General features: G+C 69.2%; 24 protein-coding genes and 1 riboswitch. Of the genes, 13 read left to right on the plus strand and 11 right to left on the minus strand.

Features of this window, described 5'->3' with window-relative positions; genetic code table 11:
* Window positions 1–37: 37 nt before the first annotated feature.
* From RM50_RS18480 to RM50_RS18510, 7 genes are all read left to right on the plus strand, one after another.
* Entirely contained in the window at window positions 38–1219 is a 1182-nt protein-coding gene (locus RM50_RS18480) for an ROK family transcriptional regulator (protein WP_043455767.1), read from the plus strand.
* Window positions 1220–1270: 51 nt separating this feature from the next.
* Window positions 1271–1336, plus strand: a riboswitch (guanidine-III (ykkC-III) riboswitch).
* A 10-nt stretch (window positions 1337–1346) separates the two neighbouring features.
* Window positions 1347–1670, plus strand: a complete 324-nt coding sequence (locus tag RM50_RS18485) for a DMT family transporter (RefSeq protein ID WP_043455769.1) — start codon at window positions 1347–1349, stop codon at window positions 1668–1670.
* Window positions 1670–2032 carry a DMT family transporter gene (locus RM50_RS18490; protein WP_043455771.1) on the plus strand — a complete coding sequence of 121 codons (363 nt, stop codon included), beginning with the start codon at window positions 1670–1672 and terminating at the stop codon, window positions 2030–2032. The genes RM50_RS18485 and RM50_RS18490 overlap by 1 nt, the downstream gene beginning before the upstream one ends.
* 9 nt (window positions 2033–2041) lie before the next feature.
* Entirely contained in the window at window positions 2042–2668 is a 627-nt protein-coding gene (locus RM50_RS18495) for a nucleoside/nucleotide kinase family protein (RefSeq protein ID WP_043455856.1), read from the plus strand.
* 61 nt (window positions 2669–2729) lie between these two features.
* The gene (locus tag RM50_RS18500; RefSeq protein ID WP_043455773.1) at window positions 2730–3743 is read left to right on the plus strand and encodes an aldo/keto reductase; all 1014 of its coding nucleotides are present in this window, start codon (window positions 2730–2732) and stop codon (window positions 3741–3743) included.
* Between the two features lie 54 nt (window positions 3744–3797).
* A complete protein-coding gene (locus RM50_RS18505; protein WP_043455775.1) occupies window positions 3798–4115 on the plus strand; it encodes a putative quinol monooxygenase in 318 nt (105 codons plus the stop codon).
* A 5-nt stretch (window positions 4116–4120) separates the two neighbouring features.
* Entirely contained in the window at window positions 4121–4771 is a 651-nt protein-coding gene (locus tag RM50_RS18510; RefSeq protein WP_043455778.1) for an MBL fold metallo-hydrolase, read from the plus strand.
* Between the two features lie 58 nt (window positions 4772–4829).
* Here the strand turns inward: RM50_RS18510 and RM50_RS18515 are convergent, their stop codons facing one another.
* Window positions 4830–6638 carry a DEAD/DEAH box helicase gene (locus RM50_RS18515; protein WP_052260362.1) on the minus strand — a complete coding sequence of 603 codons (1809 nt, stop codon included), beginning with the start codon at window positions 6636–6638 and terminating at the stop codon, window positions 4830–4832.
* A gap of 314 nt (window positions 6639–6952) precedes the next feature.
* Here RM50_RS18515 and RM50_RS18520 point away from each other — a divergent pair, with 314 nt between their 5' ends.
* Complete coding sequence (locus tag RM50_RS18520) at window positions 6953–7726, plus strand: class I SAM-dependent methyltransferase (protein ID WP_043455858.1); 774 nt, start codon at window positions 6953–6955, stop codon at window positions 7724–7726.
* Here RM50_RS18520 and RM50_RS18525 read toward each other — a convergent pair.
* On the minus strand, window positions 7723–9123 hold the full coding sequence (locus tag RM50_RS18525; protein WP_205622304.1) for an MFS transporter: 1401 nt from the start codon (window positions 9121–9123) through the stop codon (window positions 7723–7725). The two genes, RM50_RS18520 and RM50_RS18525, sit on opposite strands and share 4 nt — an antisense overlap.
* Window positions 9124–9131: 8 nt before the next feature.
* Window positions 9132–10475 carry an MFS transporter gene (locus RM50_RS18530; RefSeq protein WP_043455783.1) on the minus strand — a complete coding sequence of 448 codons (1344 nt, stop codon included), beginning with the start codon at window positions 10473–10475 and terminating at the stop codon, window positions 9132–9134.
* 138 nt (window positions 10476–10613) lie between these two features.
* Between RM50_RS18530 and RM50_RS18535 the strand changes: the two genes are divergently transcribed.
* Together RM50_RS18535 and trmB are read left to right on the plus strand one after the other, a co-directional pair.
* On the plus strand, window positions 10614–11033 hold the full coding sequence (locus RM50_RS18535) for a hypothetical protein (protein ID WP_043455785.1): 420 nt from the start codon (window positions 10614–10616) through the stop codon (window positions 11031–11033).
* Window positions 11034–11132: 99 nt separating this feature from the next.
* On the plus strand, window positions 11133–12056 hold the full coding sequence (gene trmB / locus RM50_RS18540; RefSeq protein WP_043455787.1) for a tRNA (guanosine(46)-N7)-methyltransferase TrmB: 924 nt from the start codon (window positions 11133–11135) through the stop codon (window positions 12054–12056).
* A gap of 74 nt (window positions 12057–12130) precedes the next feature.
* Here trmB and RM50_RS18545 read toward each other — a convergent pair whose 3' ends face one another.
* A complete protein-coding gene (locus RM50_RS18545) occupies window positions 12131–12577 on the minus strand; it encodes a hypothetical protein (RefSeq protein ID WP_043455789.1) in 447 nt (148 codons plus the stop codon).
* Window positions 12578–12582: 5 nt separating this feature from the next.
* Window positions 12583–14160, minus strand: coding sequence for a hypothetical protein (locus RM50_RS18550; RefSeq protein WP_043455792.1), 1578 nt, complete (start codon window positions 14158–14160; stop codon window positions 12583–12585).
* A gap of 267 nt (window positions 14161–14427) precedes the next feature.
* On the opposite strand from RM50_RS18550, the gene RM50_RS18555 reads away from it, so the two are divergent.
* Entirely contained in the window at window positions 14428–15246 is an 819-nt protein-coding gene (locus RM50_RS18555) for a DUF1206 domain-containing protein (RefSeq protein ID WP_082007143.1), read from the plus strand.
* A gap of 27 nt (window positions 15247–15273) precedes the next feature.
* Complete coding sequence (locus RM50_RS18560; protein WP_043455794.1) at window positions 15274–15765, plus strand: SRPBCC family protein; 492 nt, start codon at window positions 15274–15276, stop codon at window positions 15763–15765.
* Here RM50_RS18560 and RM50_RS18565 read toward each other — a convergent pair.
* Window positions 15762–16418 (minus strand): anti-sigma factor family protein, encoded by a 657-nt coding sequence (locus tag RM50_RS18565; RefSeq protein WP_043455796.1) that lies wholly within the window; start codon window positions 16416–16418, stop codon window positions 15762–15764. The two genes, RM50_RS18560 and RM50_RS18565, sit on opposite strands and share 4 nt — an antisense overlap.
* Complete coding sequence (locus RM50_RS18570; RefSeq protein ID WP_043455797.1) at window positions 16415–16915, minus strand: sigma-70 family RNA polymerase sigma factor; 501 nt, start codon at window positions 16913–16915, stop codon at window positions 16415–16417. The genes RM50_RS18565 and RM50_RS18570 overlap by 4 nt, the downstream gene beginning before the upstream one ends.
* A 192-nt stretch (window positions 16916–17107) precedes the next feature.
* Here RM50_RS18570 and RM50_RS18575 point away from each other — a divergent pair, with 192 nt between their 5' ends.
* The gene (locus RM50_RS18575) at window positions 17108–17677 is read left to right on the plus strand and encodes a COG4315 family predicted lipoprotein (RefSeq protein ID WP_043455799.1); all 570 of its coding nucleotides are present in this window, start codon (window positions 17108–17110) and stop codon (window positions 17675–17677) included.
* Window positions 17678–17683: 6 nt separating this feature from the next.
* On the opposite strand, the gene RM50_RS18580 is transcribed toward RM50_RS18575, so the two are convergent.
* From RM50_RS18580 to RM50_RS18595, 4 genes are all read right to left on the minus strand, one after another.
* Window positions 17684–18445 (minus strand): hypothetical protein, encoded by a 762-nt coding sequence (locus RM50_RS18580; RefSeq protein ID WP_043455802.1) that lies wholly within the window; start codon window positions 18443–18445, stop codon window positions 17684–17686.
* Entirely contained in the window at window positions 18438–19016 is a 579-nt protein-coding gene (locus RM50_RS18585; protein ID WP_043455805.1) for an RNA polymerase sigma factor, read from the minus strand. The genes RM50_RS18580 and RM50_RS18585 overlap by 8 nt, the downstream gene beginning before the upstream one ends.
* A 171-nt stretch (window positions 19017–19187) precedes the next feature.
* The gene (locus RM50_RS18590) at window positions 19188–19889 is read right to left on the minus strand and encodes a hypothetical protein (RefSeq protein WP_043455808.1); all 702 of its coding nucleotides are present in this window, start codon (window positions 19887–19889) and stop codon (window positions 19188–19190) included.
* 252 nt (window positions 19890–20141) lie between these two features.
* Window positions 20142–20987 carry a DMP19 family protein gene (locus tag RM50_RS18595; RefSeq protein WP_043455810.1) on the minus strand — a complete coding sequence of 282 codons (846 nt, stop codon included), beginning with the start codon at window positions 20985–20987 and terminating at the stop codon, window positions 20142–20144.
* Window positions 20988–21212: the final 225 nt, after the last annotated feature.

The following is a 21212-nucleotide window of genomic DNA, read 5'->3' on the forward strand; positions in this document are numbered from 1 at the left end:
CCGGCCGCGCGCCCGCCCTGGAGAGGAAACCGGGCCGATGACGGAGCAGCGGACCTTGATGGGTGAGCCAACACCGCAGCCGGCGGGCCCCGCCACCAGCGCCGGGCACCTCCTTCAGTTGCTGCGCTCAAACCCCGCGGGATACAGCCGGGCAGACCTGCTTGAACTGACGGGAATGGCCCGGTCCACCCTCTACGAGCGGCTCGATGCCCTCTTCGCCGCAGGCCTCGTCTACGAATCCACACCCCTGCGCGGCCAGCGCGGCCGGCCGCCCCGCTCGCTCCGGTTCGATGACCGGGACAAAGTAGTGGTGTGCCTTGAGATCGGCCACACCCACGCCGGCATCAACCTGCTCGCCCTCAGCGGGGAGGCGCTGGCCTCCGTCCGCATCCCGGTGGACATCGCCAGCGCCCAGGATGCCGTGGTGGACCACGTGGTCGGCGAGGCGCTGCGGCTGCTCGACGGCAGGCAGCCGGTGGGAGCGGGAGCAGGGCTGCCCGCCCCCGTGGACCCCCTCCACCGCCTGGGCCTGGAGCGGACCGTCCTTGCCCATTGGGACCTCCAAAGCCTGCAGGATGCGCTGGAGTCGCGGCTCGATTGCCCCGTCCTGCTGGAAAACGATGCACGGTCCATGGCAGTGGGCGAGGTCCGCGGCCCCACGGATTCCATTGTTGCGGTGAAGGTCAGCACGGGAATCGGCTCCGGGATCATTGTCCGGGGTTCGTTGGTGCGCGGCGCGCATGGGGCGGCCGGGGATATCGGACACGTGCGGATTCCGGAGGCCGCCGGCTGCCGGTGCCGCTGCGGCAGGGACGGCTGCCTGGCAGCAGTGGCTTCGGGCCGCGCGCTGCTGGCTTCCCCGCAATTCGCGCACTATGGGACGCTGCGCCGGTTCGTCGAGGCTGCGGCCGAAGACCAGGAGGTACGGGACGCCGTCGCCGGGGCAGGAAAGGTGCTGGGCCGGGCCCTCGCCGCGATGGTGGGAACGCTCAACCCGGGCCGGGTGGCCGTGGGCGGGCTGGTGGGTGTCCTGCCCGGTTTCCTGGCGGCGTGCCGGCAGCAGATCCTTGCGGATGCCTTTGAACCGTCCCTGGTGGACCTGGAGATCGTTCCCGCGGACAGCCGCAAGGCCACGGCCGTGGGCCTCTGCCGGCTGGTGGAGGAGAGCCTCTACGCGCCGGAGCGGGTCGAAAGGCTGCTCGCCCAGCGCGGGTGGTGAGGTTGGGCACCAAGGGTGGCCCGCCGCCGTCGTGCCTTGCTACCTTGGAAGCCAAGGCTCCGCACCCGAGCCTCCGGACGACGGTTCAGTACCCGGCACGCGACAAGACTGGCCAAAGGATCTGGTCATGTCTTGGTTAATCCTCATTCTCTCGGGGGCGCTGGAAGCGGTCTGGGCCGCGGCACTGCACCGCGCCTCACAGGCCTCCGGCCGCCGCAGGACCGGGCCGGCGCTCCTCTTCCTCGCAGCCGTCGCGGCCAGCACCGGTGGGCTTGCCGTCGCCATGCAGACGATCCCCACCGGCACCGCCTACGCCGTATGGGTGGGGGTCGGAGTGGTGCTCACCTCGACCTACGCAATGGCCAGCAGGGTGGAGCGTCCGACGGCGGTGCGCCTCCTGCTGCTCTCCGGCATCGCCATGTGCGTCGTGGGCCTGAAGGTGGTGGCCTGATGATCAGGCGTTCAGTTCCGTGGCTGGTCCTGCTGGCCTCCGCGGTCCTCGAAGCGGTCTGGGCCACGGCGCTCGGCCTTTCCGACGGCTTCACCAGGCCGCTGCCCACGCTGGTCTTCGCCGGCACCGCAACCCTGAGCATGCTGGGCCTGGGCATGGCCATCCGGACCATCCCCCTGGGCACGGCCTACGCCGTGTGGGTGGGGATCGGCGCGGCGTTGACCGTGGGCTGGGCGATGGCCACCGGCGTGGAGCCGTTCAGCGTCCTGAAGCTGCTGTTCATCGCCGGCATCGTGGGCTGCGCGGCGGGCCTGAAGGCGTTGCCGGCAAAGGACCCGGCGCCCGCCCCCAGCAGTGACTAGGCTGTGGACATGGACTCCCCCGAACTTGCCCAGGCGGTGGACGCGCTGCGGCGCAGGCTGGCTCCCGGTACCCGGACCATCCTTGGCGTTGCCGGCGCGCCCGGGGCCGGGAAGTCCACGCTGGCCGCCTGGCTCCTGGAACAGTTCAGCCCCGGCACCGCTGTGGTGGTCCCCATGGACGGCTTCCACCTGGGCAACGCCATCATCGAGGGGACTGAGCTGCGGCAACGGAAAGGAGCCATCGACACGTTCGACGGCGGCGGCTACCTTTCGCTGCTGCGCCGCCTGGCGCGCCGGGACGAGGCAGTGGTGTACGCCCCGGAATTCCGGCGCACCCTTGACGAACCGGTGGCCGCCTCGATTGCAGTCCCGGCCGAGGTCCCGCTGGTCATCACCGAAGGCAATTACCTGCTGGTGGACCGGGAGCCGTGGAAAGAGGTCCGTGCCCAGCTGGACGAGACCTGGTTCATTGAAACCCCGCCGCAGCTCCGGCTGCAGCGCCTGGTGGACCGGCATGTCTCGTTCGGCATGGACCAGGACGCCGCCGCAGCCTGGGCCAACGGGCCGGACGAGGCAAATGCCCGGCTGATCCAGGCCACCCGTGCGGCCGCCGGCCGCATCATCCCCTGGCTGTAGCCGACCGTCCGGCACAGGCAACCAACGACGCAGTTCATGCACGAAACGACAAGGAGCACCCATGGCACACCTACCCAGTGACCGCGGCAACACTGTCCAGCTCGGCGATGGCCTGGCCGTCAGCCCCCTCGGCTTCGGCGGCATGGCGCTGACCCCCGTGTACGGCGACGTCGACCCGGCCGAGGCACTGCGGACGCTGCACCACGCGGTGGACGCCGGTGTCAGCTTCATCGACACCGCGGACATCTACGGCGGCGGCAGCAACGAGGAACTGATTTCGCAGCTGTTCAAGGACCGGCGGGACGAGGTCCAGCTGGCCACCAAGTTCGCCCTGGTGGGCACGCCGACCGACGGCTACACGGACATCCGGGGCGACGCGGAGTACGTCCGGCAGGCCGTGGAACGCAGCCTGCAGCGGCTGGGCACCGACGTGATCGACCTGTACTACATGCACCGCCGTGACGTCCGGGTTCCGATCGAGGAAACGGTGGGCGCCATGGCGGAACTGGTGAAGCAGGGGAAGGTCAGGCACCTGGGCCTGTCCGAGGTGACGGCACAGGAGCTGCAGGACGCTGCTGCGGTGCACCCGATCGCCGCCGTCCAAAGTGAGTGGTCCATCTGGAGCCGCGACGTGGAGCGCAACGTGGTCCCGGCCGCCGCCGGCCTCGGCACGGGCTTCGTCCCCTACTCCCCCCTGGGCCGCGGCTTCCTCACCGGAACGGTGGATACCACGAGCCTGGGCGCCAAGGACTTCCGGCGGAACATCCCCCGCTTCGCCCCGGACGCGGCGGCCGCCAACCAGGCGGTGGTGGACGCGGTCCGGAACGTGGCGGACCAGCTGGATGCGACGCCCGCGCAGGTGGCTTTGGCATGGTTGCTGGCCCAGGGCGGCCGGCTCGGCCTGCCGGTCGTCCCGATCCCGGGCACCCGCAAGGCCGCGCGGATCGACGAAAACCTCGGCGCCCTGGCCCTGGACCTCACCCCGGCGCACCTGGAGGTTCTCGACGCAGCCTCAGACGCCGTCGTCGGCTCCCGTTCCGCGGATCCCACGTGGGTGTCCGAGGGGCGCGAATAGCGCGTCACCCTGTAAGCAGAAACCACGTATTCGACTGCAACTCCAAGGAGCCCCATGACTGCCATCGTGCACTTCGAAGTCCGGATCGACCCCGCGCGCCGGGACGACGCCGCCAAGTACCTCTCCGAAACCCTCGCCGCCACCCATGCCTGGCCAGGCAACCAAGGCATCGAGGCACTGGTTGACGACGCCGACCCCTGCCACATCCTGGTGGTGGAAACCTGGGCCACCACCCAGGACCATGACGACTACGCCGCCTGGCGGACAACGCCGGAAGGCAAAAGCGCGCTCCACGAGATCCTGGCCGGGCCGCCAACCAAACAGGTCTACTCCAGCTCCCTTCCGCTGGACCTGCAGCCGTCCCTGGGCTGACGATCATGGACTCGCTTCTTTACGACCTGCCGGCCCTGACCATCCGCAGCATCTCCGTCAGTGCGATGGACAACAACGTGTATCTGCTGACTGCCAAGGAGAGCGGTGCGCAGCTGTTGATCGATGCCGCGGACGACCTGCCCGCCATCCGGCAACTGCTGGCCGATGGCGCCGGGGACAGCGCCGCACCGGCGCACCTCGCCCTGATCGCCACCACGCACCAGCACTGGGACCATGTGCGGGCGCTCGGGGAACTGGTGGAAGCAACCGGGGCGCCCACCGCCGCCGGCGCGGACGACGCCGATGCGCTGCCCGTTGCGGTGGACCGGCGGCTTGGGCACGGGGACAAGGTGGCCGTGGACGGGTTTGAGCTGGCGGCGGTGCACCTGCGCGGCCATACGCCCGGCTCGATCGCGTTTGTGTACCAGGACCCGGAAGGGCCTGCGCACATCTTCTCCGGCGACTCGCTTTTCCCGGGCGGCGTGGGCAACACCCAGCAGGAACCGGAACGGTTCGCCCGGCTCCTGTCCGATGTCACGGAGCGGTTGTTCGACGCCTACCCGGACACCGCCGTCGTCCATCCCGGCCACGGCAAGCCCACTACCCTGGGTGCGGAGCGGCCGCACCTCGGAGAGTGGCGCGCCCGCGGCTGGTAAATCGCCTTAAACGGCTGAGCGGGCCCACCTCAAAGGCGGGCCCGCTCAAAAGGCAGTTCTAGCGGCCGCGGCGCTCGTTGGACGCCGGGGCTGATGCGCGGCGCGGGCCGGAGCGGGCCGGGCGGCCTGAGCCGCCGTTGCCGGAAGAGCCGCTGCCCGAACCGTAGGACCCACCGGACGTTCCGCCGGTGTTGGAGGACCACACGGCGGACGCCGGGCGTCCGCCCGCTGCGGGACGGCCGGTGCCGCCGCGGGGAGCGGCGCTGCGGGTGATCCGGGAATCGCCGCGGCCCTCTGCTGCACGTCCGTCCGATCCGCGGCCGGCCGATGAGCGGCCACCTGCTGCGGGAACGTCGTTGCGGTGGGTGCCTGCGGTTCCGCGGCCGCGGGCATTGCGGCGGGCGGCAGCTGCTGCCACGGCGCGGTCCTCGTTCTGCTCAGCCACCCGGTCGAAGGCGGCGCGGGCTTCGGTGCGGCCCTCGAAGGCTGCAGCCCGGCGCTCGGCACGGGGAACATCGGCGCGGACCGGCTCGGCCGAGACCTTGCCCCGGCCACCGCGGCCGCCACGGCCACCGGCGGACGGCGCAGCCTGGCGGCGTGCACGCTTGCGTTCGGCGTTGGCGCCCGTGGAGGTGCCCCCGCCCTGCTTCTGGGCCTTGGCTGCCAGCAGCGCGGCGCGGGTCCGCGGGTCCACCTTCTCGGCGATCTCGCCCACGAGTTCGGCAACGATCGGTGAGCTGGCGGTGACGCGCTCGAAGCTGACGTCCACGCCGGCGGCCTTCATGAGCTTCTTCACGTCGGTCTGCTGCTCGGGCAGCGTCAGGGTGACCACCGTGCCGTCCGAACCGGCACGGGCGGTGCGGCCGGAGCGGTGCAGGTACGCCTTGTGCTCGGTGGGCGGGTCCACGTGGATGACCAGTTCGACGTCGTCGACGTGCACGCCGCGGGCGGCCACGTCGGTGGCCACCAGGACGCGGACGTCACCGTTGGAGAACTCGGCCAGGTTCCGGTCGCGGGCGTTTTGCGACAGGTTGCCGTGCAGGTCCACGGCGGGGATGCCGGCGTCGGTCAGGGTCTTGGCCAGCTTGCGGGCGTGGTGCTTGGTCCGCATGAAGAGGACCCGGCGGCCGGCGCCGGAGGCGAGCTCCACGATCAGCTGCTTCTTGACGGTCTGGTCGTTGACCACCAGGACGTGGTGCTCCATGGTGGTCACCGCTGCCTGCGGGTCGTCCACGGAGTGCGTCAACGGGTTGGACAGGTAGCGCTGGACGATCTTGTCCACGCCGTTGTCCAGGGTTGCCGAGAACAGCAGCCGCTGTCCCTGGCTGGGGGTCATGTCCATGAGCTTCTTGACCACGGGCAGGAAGCCGAGGTCGGCCATGTGGTCTGCCTCGTCCAGGACGGTGATCTCCACCGCTTCGAGGGTGAGAATGCGCTGGCGGATCAGGTCCTCCAGGCGGCCGGGGCAAGCGATGACGATGTCGACGCCGGCCCGCAGCGCCTTCTCCTGGCGTGCCTGGGAGATGCCGCCGTAGATCACGGTGGTGTTCAGGCCGGCGGCCTTGGCCAGCGGTTCGATGGTGGCGTTGATCTGGGTTGCCAGTTCACGGGTGGGTGCCAGGACCAGGCCCATGGGGCGCCCGGGCTTGCGGAAGTGCTTGGCTTCCCGCTCAGCGAGTCTTGCTACAAGCGGGATGGCGAAAGCGATGGTTTTACCGGAGCCGGTCCGGCCACGGCCCAGGACGTCACGGCCGGACAGCGTGTCCGGAAGGGTCTTCACCTGGATGGGGAACGGTTCAACAATCCCCTGGGCTGAAAGGGTGTCTGCAAGGGCCTTGGGAGTACCGAGGGCAGCAAAAGTAGTCATGTAGTTTTTTACGGTCTTTCTGGCGGTATCCGGGCGGATATCGGCCCCCGATGCCGGTTGGACCAGGGGTTTCGCCGAAGAAAAGTCAGGTGATCAACCGGGCGCTGTAAAAAGGACAGCCGGCCGGGACCAAATGGAACGCGTTCATCGACGCAGGATGTGCCTCTCACATGAAAAATGCCCACTCCCTGGAAAGGTTCTCCAGATCGGAGCAGGCGGCATCACTGCACATCAAGTTCCACCAGTCTAGCATCCCGCCGCCCGGCCACCGTCCGGCCGTTGCCTTCAGGGGCACGGCGGGGCAGTGTTGGAGCATGAGCGAACACCCGGAGCAGGGCCAGGAGACGCAGCACAACGAAGCGCACCCGAACCAGGCACACCGGCACCACGGGGACGACGGCGGCGGGGCCCCGGAGCCGGATGGCGGCGGCATCAGTCCCGCAACGGTGTGGGACGAGCGGTACCGCAGCAAAACACGGCTCTGGAGCGGGAAACCCAATCCGCAACTGGTCCGCGAAGCCGGCGGACTCCGACCGGGCAAGGCGCTGGAACTGGGCTGCGGCGAAGGCGCGGACGCCATCTGGCTTGCCCAGCAGGGCTGGTCCGTGACCGCCGTCGACGTTTCCGCCGTGGCCCTGGAACGGGCGCACTCGCACGAGCTGGCCGAGCTGGCACGCGAAAGCGTGAACGCCTCCAACGGGGACATCCGCAGCCGGATCACCTGGCAGCAAGCGGACCTGACGCAGTGGCAGCCCGGCGACGCCTACGATTTTGTGACCGCTCAGTTCCTGCATTCGCAGGAACTCGACTGGCGGATCCCGCTGCGGACCGCTGCCTCGGCCGTCAAGCCCGGCGGCACCCTGCTGGTGGTGGGCCACCACCCGGACCGACTGCCGCCGTGGGGTGCAGACCACCACAACCACCGGGACATGTTCTATACGGCCGACGACCTGGTCCGCGAACTCGGCCTGGGCGGGCCGGAGTGGCAGATTGAGGTCCTGACCAGCCGCGAGCGGCCGGTGACGGGACCCGAAGGACAGGAAGCGACCATCGCCGACGTCGTGCTGCGCGCCACCCGCCTGCCCTAGGTTCCCGGCCGTTCCTTGCCACTGACCCGCGGCGCAACCGCCGCCGCTGCCACCCCGATGGCCGCGGTGAAGGCGAACACGCCCGCGAAGGACTGGACCGGCGTCGTGAAGGCCGCGAAGACAATTCCCGTGGCCGCCAGCGAAAGCGCCCCGCCGAGGGAATCCGAAATGGACATGGCAGAGCTGTTGAAGCCCTCGTTCTCTTTGGTGGACAGCGCCAGGGTCATGACGCTCAGGCGTGGATACAGCAGGCCCATGCCGCCGCCCGCCACCACCCAGCCGGCGATCGCGGCTGCGGCCGGCCAGTGCAGCGCCGTGGTGGCCAGGGCCAGGAGGATCGCCGCCAGGACCATGAGCGATCCCACCTGGACCGCCACCCGGTGGGACAGCCGGGAGCCAAGCCGGCCCTGCACCGCCGCGGCGCCGGCCCATGCCAGCGCCCCGCCGGTCAGGGTCAGGCCCGCCAGGGTGGGCGGGAATCCGTAGCGGTCGATCAGCAGGTACGGAAGGTAGACCTCCGCGCCAAAGAATGATGCTGCAGCAAAGCCCCGCACCAGGATCACGCTGGGTAGTCCGCGGTGAGCGGCCAGGGTGCCCACGGGGACCAGCGGCCGGACGGCCACCAGCGCCAGGACGACGGCGGCGATCGCCAGGAGTGCCGTAGCCGGGGGGAAGGCGGGGATGCTGATGTCGGCGGAGAGGTTCAGCCCCAGCACCGCGAGCGCGGCCAGCACCGCCCAGCCCAGCCGACCGAGGTCCCACTGGGTTTGTTCCGGTCGGGGCGCCTCTTCGGCGCTGCTGAGCCCGCGCAGGACGGGCACGATCATCGCCAGGGCCGGGAGGACCAGGCCCACGACGCCGAGGAACACCCAGTGCCAGCTGAAGACCTGGGCCACGACGCCGGCGGCGAAGGGGCCCACCAGCGACGGGATCACCCAGGCGGCCGAGAACGCGGCGAAGATCCTGGCGTGCAGCGTGCCGGGGAAGAATCGGGCCACCAGCACGTAGAGCGCCACGGTGAGCGCGCCGCCGCCCAGCCCCTGGATCAGGCGGCCGGCCACGAGCATGGGCATGGAAACCGAGGTGCCCGCGATCAGCAGCCCGGCGACGAACAGTGCCACAGAGGCGTACAGCGGCATGGCAGGCCCGCGCCGGTCTGACCAGTTGCCGGCCCCCACCATGCCGATGACCCCGGTGGCCATCGGGCCGGCGAAGGCCAGGGCGTAGAGGCTTCCGCCGTTCAGTTCGCGGCTGACCAGGGGCATGATGGTGGTCACGGCGAGGGATTCGAACGCGGACAGGAACACCAGCGCGCAGGTGCCGGTGGTGACCCACACGTACGGGGGCCGGAAGATCCCCGAGGCAGCATGGGCGGTGGGCAGCGTGGAGTCCCGCATGGCAGCCCCTACCCCACGTACCGGTTGCGGCCGGACCGGTAGCCGAACACGGCCGCGAGCAGCCCCACCACCGTGAACAGGATGCCCGCAGGAACGAAGGACCCGGTGGCCTGGTGCAGCTGCCCCACCATGAGCGTTCCGGTGGAGCCCACCCCATAGCCAACACCCTGCATCATGCCGGACAGGTGGGCGGCGGTATGCCCGTCGCGGGTGCGGAGCATGATCAGGGTCAGCGCACAGGCGGTGAGGCTTCCCTGCCCCAGGCCCAGCAGCCCGGCCCACACCCAGACCAGGTCCAGCGGGCCCAGGATGCTCAGCACGAAACCGCTGCCCGTCATCAGCGCAACCACCGTGTTGATGGCGCGCTGGTCCCGGAACCGTGCGGCGAGCGCCGGTGCGAACAGGGACCCCAGCATCTGCAGCACGATGCACACGGCAACGATCAGGCCGGCCGTCGCCCCGTCAACGCCGCGCTCGCGGAGGATGGGCGCCAGCCAGGCGAAACCGCTGAAGGACATCATGGCCTGCAGCACCATGAAGATGGTCACCTGCCAGGCCACGGACGAGCGCCACACATTCACCCCGTCCCGGACCGCCTGGTGCCGGACCGTCCCCTGCCGCACGGCGACGGGCAGGAACAGCAGAAGCACGACGGCGGCAGGCAGCGCCCAGACCCACAGCGCCTTGGTCCACTCCCCCGTCGCCGTGTAGACGGGGTACGTGAAGCCGGCGCCGAGGGCCGCAGAGGCGCAAATCGCTGTGGTGTAGAGCCCGCCCATGAGTCCCAGCCGGTGCGGGAAATCGCGCTTGACCAGGCCCGGGAGCAGCACATTGCAGAGGGCTATCGCGGCGCCGCAGGCCGCGGTGCCCAGCAGGAGGGCGGGCAGGTGGCCTGCGGCTGTGGCCGGCCCCGCGTCCACTGGCCTCAGCAGGAGCCCGGCCGTCAGCAGTGCCATGGCGCCCAGCAGCACCCGTTCGGCGCCGAAGCGTCGGGCCAGGACAGGGGCGAGCGGGGCGAAGACACCCAGCAAGGTCACGGGAACGGTGGTCAGCACCACTACGGACCAGCCCGGCAGGCCAGCCTGGCTGGTCACCTCCGGAAGGACCGCCGAGAGGCTGGAAAAGACGCTGCGGAGGTTCAGGCCGATCAGGACCAGGCAGACGCCCAGGTAGGCCAGGGCGCGCCGGCTGCCCGTGCGGGTGGGTTCCGCTGCCGGCAGTTCATCGATCTCCGCGTCCACCAGGGTGCTGAGGTCCACGCGGCTGCTGCCCGTCCGGGTCCCCTCCCCGGCTTCCCCGGAAGCTGCCCTTCGCCGCTGCTCCCTTGCGCCGGCATTCGTTGCGTCCGTCATCCGCCCATTCTTGCAGGCGTCCGGTCGGGCGCGGGTTTTCCACATACGGACGGCTTGGCCTTCCGGCGCTCCCCGCGGCTTCGTACGTTGGAGCCAGTCGCGGCCTGGCCTCTGGCCGCACCAACCCACGGGAGCACCATGGAAACTACACCGCAGCCGGATTCACGCCCCGCACCGCCGGACGGGACAGGGCCGCCTCCCTTCCACAACGGCCCCGGCCAGCCGCAGGGAGCCCCGGGCCACAAAGGGACGAACAGCCTGGTCCTGGCAATCCTTGCCCCGGTCAGCATGTTCCTGACCGGGCCGTTCGCCGGGCTGGCCATGCTCCTGACCTATTCGGACAACGGCTACTCCCGCACTCCATGGGTGGCTCCTTTCCTGTTCTTCAGCCTGCCGCTCCTCTTCGCCTCGCTCGGGCTACGGCTGGCACTCCCCGTGCTGAACCAGTTGCCCCGCGGCTCTGGAAGCCGGTCCGCGGCGGCAGTTGCCCTGTGCATCTGCGGCGTGGTCTTCGCCCTGGCACTCGGTCCGGCCCTCGACCTCGTCGGCGTATTCTGAGCGTCTGCCTGCCAGCGTTGCAGACCCGCAGCACCACGGCGCAGGCGTATTCCGGGCGCCCCGGTCTTCCGCCGTCCCCGCGGCGCTATTCTGGAAGGGATGAGCGAATCCCCCGAAAACCCCCAGCAGCCGCATGTCCCCAGGCCTGTCACGCCCGGAACCCAGGCCTCCTTTGGCACCTACGGCGGCCGTCCGGTGAGCTTCGTGCGCCGCGGCACCAGGCTCCAGGGCCGCCGGCAGGCAGCATGGGCCGAGCATGCAGAGCGGTGGGCCATCGATGTTCCGCGGCACGTGGCCAACACCTCGGTCCACCCCGACTACACCTTTGATGCCGCCGCCGAGTTTGGCCGGGAGGCTCCGCTCATCGTCGAGATCGGGTCGGGACTGGGCGATGCCATCTGCCACGCGGCCGAGCAAAACCCGGACACGAACTTCCTCGCCGTGGAGGTGTACACGCCGGGGCTGGCCAACACCATCATCAAGATCAACAGCCGCGGCCTCGAAAACGTGCGGGTGGTGGAGGCCAATGCCCCGGAAGTACTGGCCACCATGCTGCCCGAAGGGTCTGTCAGCGAACTGTGGGTCTTCTTCCCGGATCCGTGGCACAAGTCGCGGCACCACAAGCGCCGCCTCATCCAGCCGGAGTTCAGCCGCCTGGCGGCGCGCGCCCTGAAGCCGGGCGGACTCTTCCGCATCGCCACGGACTGGTCCAACTACGCCGTGCATGTCCGGGACGTCATGGCCGGCTCCGACGACTTTGAAAACCTTCATACCGGCGAGCGCCGTGGACCCGAAAGCCCGCTGACGCAGGTATGGCAGTCCGGCGTCGAAACGGTGGTTGGCGGCGCGCCCGTCCGTGAGGGCCGGGCTCCCGTGAGCACCGAACACACCGGCCCCAATGAGGGTGTGGACGAGACCGGCGGTTGGGCTCCCCGCTTCGAGGGCAGGATCCGGACCAGCTTCGAAGCGAAGGCCCACGAGGCCGGCCGGCTCATTTTCGATCTTTGCTACCGGCGCCGCTAAAGCCCTGCTGCAGCCCCTGCTGAAGCCCTGGTCAATGCCCGGTCAGGACCGGCCTAAGGGGACGGGGAGCAGGGTCAGCCCACGCTGATCGAACCGACGATCCTCCTGAGCATGTCCAGCCGGGGTTCGGCCTCGGGGTTGAGGTATGGCCAGATGACCACCACGCCGATGAACCGCCCGCTTTCCCACACGCCTACGGTGGCTGCCACCTTGGCCGGCCCGCCGTCGTCGTCGTATCCCACCACCACGGCATAAGCGTCCTTGCCGGGCAGGTCCAGCCCACCCTCCGCCAGGAGGGTGCCCCCGCGGTCCTCAAGGTAGAAGCCTGACAGCAGGTGCGCCCAGCCGGTGGCCTGGGGCGCATCCTGTACGGAGGTATCGTCCTTGATCACGGTGACCAGGACGCCGCCCGGCAGGCCATACTGCCCGCTGTTGGGTCCGGCCGTGGAATCGTCCAGGACCTGGGTGTGCTCGGGGAAGTCTGCGGTGAAGCCCAGCGGGGATTCGATGTGCACTGACATTGGTTTCAGAGCCTCTCGAGCTTGGTGTCGTTGGGGACTTTATAGTACGTGGACACATTGGTGGTGGCCTGGTTCTCGGTGGAGACCTTGACCTCGCCCGCCTTGACGTCGAACCCTGCCTCGTTGGTTGCCGTCACCACGGAGTTCACCTGGATGGTGGCCGAGCCGGCCTCGTACAGCCTGGCCGCATCGCGGGCGGCGCCGGCCTCATTGCCCAGGGCGATGTTGCGCAAATAGCTGTCGATGACCGGGCGGTTTTCCGCGGAGTAGTCCACGTCGATCCTGACCGTGCCCTGGGTGCCTGCGGTCACGGTGGAGTCGAACTTGGCGGCCTCCGTTTTCACGCCGGAGGTAACGCCCTGGGCCACGGTGCCGTCCATCGAGACGGACACCGAGTCGATGTTGTTGCCCTTGTCCAGGTTGACCTGCAGGCCGCCCTTGCCGGAGGCTTCGAAGACCCGGCCGTCCAGGTTGAGCTTGCCCTGGGCGGAGACCTCGCCGCTGGCGGTGGAGGTGCCATCGGTGAGGTTCCGTTCGTAGGCAAGGTCGAGCTTGGCACTGCCGGATGCCGTCCCGGACTCCCCCGACGCGTCCAGCGAGAAGGTGCCCTTGGCTTTGTCCGTCTGCCCCGAGGAGCCATTGTCCTTGGCCGCCTCGTTGATCGTGTCCAGGATGTACCCGGGCGGGTTGCCGGCCACGTCCTTGATGTCGCCGATGCTGTCCGGCGGAAGGTCGCGGTACATCTGTTCGCGGGCAGCCATGGCCTCTTCCACACTGGCGAACGTGTATTCCCGGGAGACCTCGCCGGTGAGCGTGGCCCCCGCGGTTCCGGTGGTGTCGTTGACGCCCAGGCCCATGTTTCCGTAGACCTTCATGGTGGCCGAGCCGTCGGCGTTCTCCACCACCTCGGTGCCCACCTCGGCGCCGCCGTGGACCCACGCAACACGTGCCTCGATGGAAGCCTTGCCGGTCTCGGAGTAGACCGGGATGTCCGCCCGCGCCAGTTCCTGCAGGTGCTGCTTGGCCAGCTGCTGGGCCGAGGCGGGAATGCCGCCGTCCATCCGCATGAGGTCCTCGGCGAACGGGCCGTCGCTGCCTTCACCCTGGATCAGGTAGGCCCGGTCGGCGGCGGACAGGCCGGCCCACCACTTCGACTGCTCTTCCGGGCCGGCGTTGAGCATCCGGTCCAGCCCGGCTTCAAGTTCCTTCCGGTGTTCGGCTGCCGCCCTGGCGGCCTCGGCCTTTTCCTTGAGCCACTCCCTGGCCTGGGCAGCCAGGGAGGTGATCCGGTCCCAGGTGCTGCCGCCGGAGCCGGTCCCCGCGGTGGACGCCTTTTCCTGCTCGTCGGCGTGCTTCATCAGGATTTTGGAGTTCTCCCGGAGGCTGGCCACCACTTTGTCCAGGCTGGGGCGGTGGCTGGCGCTCCACTCCTGCCGGAAACGTTCTCCGTCCCGGCCCTTCCAGGGCGCGGACTGGATCTGGCTGTGCAGGGACCCGGCGCGGCTGCTCAGCAGCGACGCGGCCTGGTCAGCCGCCTTGGCCAGTGCCCGCAACTGGCTGATGTCGGCGCCGTAAAAAGTCATGGTTTCCCCCAGGAAAAGAGTGCGGCAGGTGTAATCGCTGGTCCTTATGGTTACACAGGCGGCCGGACCCGGCGATGGGGATACCTCCCCATCGCCGGGCCTGTCTGGCCTGCCCGGCCGCTGCAGATCCGGTCCACCGGCAGCGGTACGGCCGCCGGCCTGCCAACTGTTCCCCGGCCCGGCGGCGTGGGACGATTGCCTTGTAAGAAGGGCACGCACAGCAGCGCACCACCGCGCCCGGCCAAAGGAAAGACGATCAAAGAAGAACTGAAACAGGTCGTTGACAAGGCCGAGGACGTCACGAATTCACGCGTCCTTGAGGTCCTGGCCCGGTCCGGGTTCGCGGTCAGCGGCATCCTGCACCTCCTGGTGGGCGCCATCGCCATCCGCCTTGCCATGGGCGGCACCGGCCACGCCGACTTCAGCGGGGCTGTTGCCGAGCTTGCCACCATGGCGATCGGGCCGTTCCTGCTGTGGGGAAGCTTCGCGGCCTGCACCGCCCTGTCGCTGTGGCAGGCTGGTGACGCGATCTTCGACTTCAACCACCAGCGCACCAAAACCAAAGTCAAGAACAAAGCGAAAGCGGCCCTGCAGGCAATCGTCTATGCCGTCCTCGCCCTGACCCTGTGGCACTTCGCGATGGGCACGGGCACCGGTGATGACAACCGGAAGGCCACCAGTGACTTCACAGTCTCGATGATGGCGGCGCCGGGCGGTGTGGCGCTGCTGGTCGTGATCGGCCTGGCGGTGGCTGTCACGGGCGTGGCCTACGGCATGCGGGGACCGCGGAAAAGCTTCGAGAAGCAGTTGCGGATGCCGGCTGCCGGTGCGGCCAGGACGGCCGTGGTGTCCCTGGGCGTGGCCGGCTACCTGGCCAAGGGCCTGGTGCTGCTGCTGACCGGACTGCTGATCGTGATCGCCACCCTCAAGGAGCATCCGGAGGACTCCACCGGGCTGGACGGGGGACTGCGGGCGCTCCGGGACCAGCCCATGGGCCCCTATCTGCTGGCCGCGGTGGGGGCCGGCCTGGTCTGCTACGGCGCCTACATGATCATGCGCGCCCGGCTGGCCAAAATGACCAAGTAGCCGCCTGCGGCGTGGTTAGGTGGGGGCATGCCCCAGGTACACGCCGAACGCCACATCCGCATCGATCCGGAGACTGCCTTCGCGTTGTCGCAGACCACCGGGACGTTCCGGCTCAAGTGGGATCCCTTTATTTCCGCCCAGGGCTTCCTCGACGGGGCCACGGCGCCGGGCAAGGGGGTCCGCACCCGCACCAGGTCACGGCTGGGCCTGTCCATGGTGAGCCAGTACGTCTCCTACGCGCCGCCCCGCAACGTGGGGATGACCATGGTGGCCGGCCCGTGGTTCTTCACGAATTTTGGCGGCGGCTGGCGGTTTACCGCTCACGACGGCGGCACCAGGGCAGTGTGGAAGTACACCTTTTCCTGCCGCCCGGCCCTGCTGCGGCCCATCATGGAATGGATCGGCCGCAGGGTGCTCGGTTACGAGATCGAACGGCGGATCGAGGCCTTCGCCCGCGCGTGCGAGGACGAGTCCCTGGTGGCCGAGGTCAGGGCCCTGCGCCCGGAGGAAGGCCTTTAGGGAACGGTGATCACCGCCACCGGACGCTGGGCGCCGTCGCGCAGTTCCACGCTGGAAATGCTGCCCAACTGGATGGGGGTGGCCCCGGTGACCTTGACCTTGCCGCTGGGGGTGGCCGTCCAGGCGCAGGCCCGGTCTTCGCCGCCGGCCCGGTCGCGGACCCACAGCGAGAGCGTCCCGTCCGCCGGCAGGCTGCTGCCGCTCACCGCAAGCTCGGTTCCCCAGGTCTTCCGGGCCATGTCGATGTTCACCTGCAATCCTCCCCCGGATGCCACCGAGTAGGTGGCGTCCGGCTGCGGCGGCCTGGCCAGCAACGGCCCCACCGCCAGGCCTACCGCCAGGCACGCCGCGGCGACGGCGCCTGCCAGCGCTGCCCACCGCCGTCGCAACGTCCGGCGACGGCGGGCCAGTTCATCGAAGAGCCGCGCCGGGACAGCGGTGCCGGCGTCCGCGCTGCCGCCGGGGACGGAGGCGAGCGCCACGGCGTCAGGAACGGGGAGGGCATCCAGGAGCATGGGCACCTTCTCCATCAGGGCCAGTTCCTTGCGGCAGGCCGCACAGTCCCGGAGGTGCGCCTCGAAGGCGGCGGCGTCGGCGGGATCCAGGCCGCCCAGGACGTAGGCGCCCAGCAGGTGGTGCAAGGTGGCGTTCACCGTTCCACCCCCATCTCGTCCAGGATGGTCCGCAGTGCCCGGAGGGCGTAAAAGGCGCGTGATTTGACGGTACCGCTGGGGATGTTGAGCTGGACCGCGGCCTCGTTCACGGTGAACCGGCGGTAGTGCAGGGCAACCAGCACGTCACGGTGCTCCTTGCTCAGCCGCAGCAGGGCCTCCTCCATCAGGACCCGGTTGAGCAGTTCGTCAACGCGGCCCATGACCTCCACGGGGTCGGTGGGGGTGCCTTCCAGCGCCTCGGGCGGACGGCGCGTGCTCCGGCGGTAGTTGTCGATCATGATGTTCCTGGCTGTGCGGTACAGGTAGCTGCGGAAGCTGCCGTTGATGTCCGGAGCGTGCTGCCAGACGCGGAGCACGGTCTCCTGGACCACGTCCTCCGCGAGCTGCGGATCCCGGGTGGCACTGAGCACGAAACGGCGCAGGGCGCTGCCGTGTTCACGGTAGATCGCCTCCACCACCTTCTCATCGAGCGGCATCCCACTCCCTCCCGGCTGTTACCACGTCCGGACGCGGCAAACGGTTCAATCACGCAGGTGCACCTCGGCGGCCGGCTGCTCCTGTGAACCATTCTTCACCCGGCAGCGTCGTAGCAGTCAGCACCGCGTGATCCGGCGCGGGCGCCCGCTGGCAGGAACCAGCCGAACAGTATCCAGCCAAAGGAGCACATCATGAAACACCATGTCGGACCGGGCCTTGCCATCCTGGTCCTGGCGGCAGCCCTCACCGGCTGCGGCAACAGCACCGGCACAACGCCCGCGGCCAGCAGCCCGGCAGCAGGTGCCACCAGCAGTGCCTCCGGCACCGCTTCGCCGGACGCATCCTCAGCCAGCCCCTCCGGTGCGTCCGCGTCATCGATGCAGGCCGGCGCCGCCGTCGACCTCAAAACGGCGACCTCGGCGGCAGGCAACATCGTGGTGGACGCGAAGGGCATGAGCCTGTACTTCTTCACCAAGGACACCAAGGATTCCGGCACCAGTGCCTGCGCGGGGTCCTGCCTGGTCCAGTGGCCGCCGCTGACCACCACGTCCGCTACACCCGCGGCGGAGGGCGTGTCCGGCACCCTGGGCACCATCAACACCCCTGACGGCAAGAAGCAGGTGACGTTGAACGGCCTGCCCCTCTACTACTTCGCAAAGGACACCAAGCCGGGCGACATACTGGGGCAGGGCGTTGGCGGCGTCTGGTACCTGGCCGACCCGTCGGGCGCGATGATCAAGTCAGCAGGCGCTGCCTACTAGCCGGGCTTACCTGAGGGGCACGTCCGGAACACTGCCGGGAAGCGGAACTTCCGTGGGTACCGGGACGGGCAGTTTGGGCTCCTGCTCCAGTCCCTTCCCGATCTCCCCCGGGATGTCCGCCGGCAGTGACGGCTGGGCAGGAACATCCGCCGGTTTCCGGGCGGCCGCACCATTGCCGGGGGCGGTGCCGGCCGGCGCGGGAACGTTCGACGGCGCCACGGCAGCGGGTGCCGGCGCGGTGGCGGTTGCGGCGGGGGCGGCGTCCGTGCTGGTGGCAGCAGGGTGCGCGGGCGCCGCCGGCTGGGGTGCAGGCTGTCCCGGCGTGCTGCCGCCGTTCAAGGGATGTCCACTGGAACCGGTGACGAAGGCGGTGACCGCGTGGTTCAGCTGCGTGAAGGAGTCGCGGATGCCCTGGTCCGAGGCCGCCGCCACGGCACCACCCGCGGCGAGCGATGCGGCCACCGACAAAGTGGTGAGCGTAATGCGGCGCCTGGCCCTGCGGCGGGCAGCGAGTTCATCCACCGGCCGGGCTGCGGGAAGGGCGGAAGTTGCCGTGTCCCCGGCGGCCGGAAGCACGGTGGTGGCCGGGCCGGCGGTTGATGCGCCTGCCATCAGTGCGGCGATATCGGCGGAAGGCTCAGGGGCGTCAGCAGACAGGGAACGCAGGTCAAGCAGGGCGTCGCGCAGCTGGCCGTCGTCGTCCATCCCTGCCTCCAGCAGGAGCAGGTCAACTGCTGGGTCGTGGCGGGATGCTCCCGTGTCACTCATGGTTTGCCTGGTTTCTTTTGAGTGTTTGTGCCTTGAGGTTTTGCAGGGCCCGGCGCTGGAGCTGCTTGATGGCTCCGGCGCTCTTGCCCATGATGGCGGCCACCTGGTCGATGGACAGGTCCGCCACCACGCGCAGGGCCAGGACTTCCTGGTGTTCCCCGCTGAGCCCTTCCAGCATGGCTGCGGCTCCGCCGGTCAGTTCCGCGGCCTGGTCCTCGGCGGACGGAGTGGTCCGGCCATCGTGCTGGGGATCGTACGCGGTCAGCTGCGGCCTGCGCTCCAGCCGGCGGTAGTGGTCCACCATGCGGGCGTGGGCGATGGAGAAGATCAGCGACTTGGCGCCCTGCAGACCGCCTGTCAGGGTACCGATCTTTGGGTAGAAGGCCATGAAGACGTCCTGGGTGACCGCTTCGGGGTCATCGAGGCCACGTGCCTTGAGGTACCCCTGCACCGGGCCCGCGAAGGTTCGATAGGCAGCAGCGAACAACGCCGCCGGATCGGTTCCGGCTGCGTTCTCGAATATGTCGATCTCTTCTTGGGCCAAAGTGTCCAGCACCAGCGGCTCCTCCATCCCGGGATCCGGCGTACGCCATTGCCCGGTTTCCGGTACGGACTGTTCAAGTCCCCGTGGTCGTTCGGCTGCCTCTTTGGGGATGGTCAGGGGTGCTGGTCACAGTGCACCCCGCAGGCCTGCCCGGACTGCGGCCGCAGCCACAGCCGCAGTCCAGACTAGCCAACTTGCCTAGCGGACCGAAACGGACGGTGCGTCCACGGCGTTGCCGCCCACAGCCGGAACCGCGGGAACGGCAGGAACAGCGTTGTCGCCGTCGACACCCGGGACAGCCGGAACTGCGGGCGCGGCGGGAGCGGACGGGACCTGGGGCTTTTCGACCTCAACGGACGCCGAACCCTTGGCTTCAGCGGCAGCCTTGGCTGCGGCATCGGCCTTGGCCACGACGTCGGTGCAGTAGCCGTCGATGTTGCCCTCACCGTGGGCAGCGATGGACAGCGAGGAGAACGCCTTCGAGGAAGCGTCCAGGCCACCGTGGGTGTAGGCGGTGCAGAGGCCCAGTGCCGCGGGGCCGGCGGCGTCAACCGCGGTGTCCGCTGCGGCGGACGCGGTGGCTCCGGCGGCGACCTTGCCGTCAGATGCAGCGGCGGTACCTGAAGCGGCTGCAGTGGCGTCGGCAGTGGTACCGGCCTTCTCCAGGGCGTCGCTGACCGCTGCGGTGGCGGTGGGGGCCGGGGTGGCCTGGGCATCGCCTGCTGCTTCGGCTGCCAGCTTGGGGGCCGGTGCGCCGAACACGTCGTGGGCGGCCTGCTGGGCCTGGGTGGGAAGGACGCCCGAGACGGCGGCAGCGCCGGTTCCCCCGACTGCCAGGGTTCCTGCGGCCAGGACTCCGGCGGCAACCTTGCTGGTGGCGAGAACAGTGAACACAGACATAGAACTTCTCCAAACCTAGACAACAACATCAGAGTGGGCCCGCCGGGCGGACCCATCACGGACTACATCGCCTGCGGTTGCGGAAAGGTTACGGACGTCCCGGGAATTCTTTTCCTTCCCCCAAAGGCCCGGCGCCGGGAAGCCAAGAGGCGGCTGCGAAAAGCGGAAGCCAAAAGCCGCGGGAAGGTGCGCAGGCAGCCACCCGCTTCAGCGCCTGCACCACTTTCCCGCGGCCTGGTCATGCCGCCGGGACTAGACCCCTGCCAGGTCCGCGTCCTCGAACTCCACGGCTGCCACGATCTCCTGGCTTTCCGGGTTGATCATGAAGGCTTCGTCGTCCTCCTCGACCATCAGGAAGTCACCCTGGTTTGTGCTGAAGTGCCATGCGAGCGTCTTCACACCGTGGTGCAGGTAGTTCGGGTCGCCCATGGTGATGCGGACCAGCGTGTGGCCGGCGGTGCTGCACAGCTCGCGGATCACCACTTCGAAGTCCGGAGCGTCCTCAAGGGCCTCGGCGTCGGCCTGCGCCTGGCGTTCGGCGAGGTCCGGAATACCGGCGGCAAGGCGCTGGATGTACGGGCCCACTTCCTCGTCGTCGAGGACCAGCAGGTCGGCCTGCCCCCGCAGCCACGCGGCGTTGAGCGCCGTGATGTTTTCGCGCTCCAGCAGCTCTTCGAACTCGCCGTCGAGCTCTTCCATCCGGACGACGGCGTCGGGCGTGTCCACCGTGTCGTCCACCGCACCGTCCAGGTAGTGTTCTGCATCTTCCGCGGACAGGCCGTCGAAGGATGCGGCGGAGCGGTTGAACAGGTCCAGGTGCTCCGCAGCACCCATCGCGGCCATGCCCTCCCGGATCAGCGTGTCCGTCGCGGTCCGGTCCATCGTCATGAAGGCGTACTGCGCGAAGCCGCCCTCCAGCGCCTGGGCAAGGTAGAAGTCGACGTAGTAGCTGCGGACCGCAACGGGTGACATCTCATCGGCATGCAGCAGGGCCGTGTGCATTGCGTCCACTATTCCGACGTTGGCCTGCACCGCCTCCTCATCGCTCGCTTCGATGCTGCTGGTGGTCAGGACAATGGGCTGGCGGGTGGTGATCATGGCATTCCTTAGTACTGGAGGGGTGCTGCTGCGGACGCTTTCACGCTATGGCCGCCCGGCCACCGGGGCGGGGAGCAGGAAATGAACGTCAAGCGAAGTTTTCCCGGCCGCCGGAGTGCGCTGAACGTTCCCGGCCGTTCCCCAGGGAAGGCCCCCGGTGGGAAGGTGCCCGGCGTGGGCCTGCCGCCGGGCGAACTAAGATGGATCAGATAACCACCCACCGGA

The sequence above is a fragment of the Pseudarthrobacter phenanthrenivorans genome (genome assembly GCF_000813845.1).
GTDB lineage: Bacteria > Actinomycetota > Actinomycetes > Actinomycetales > Micrococcaceae > Arthrobacter > Arthrobacter phenanthrenivorans_B.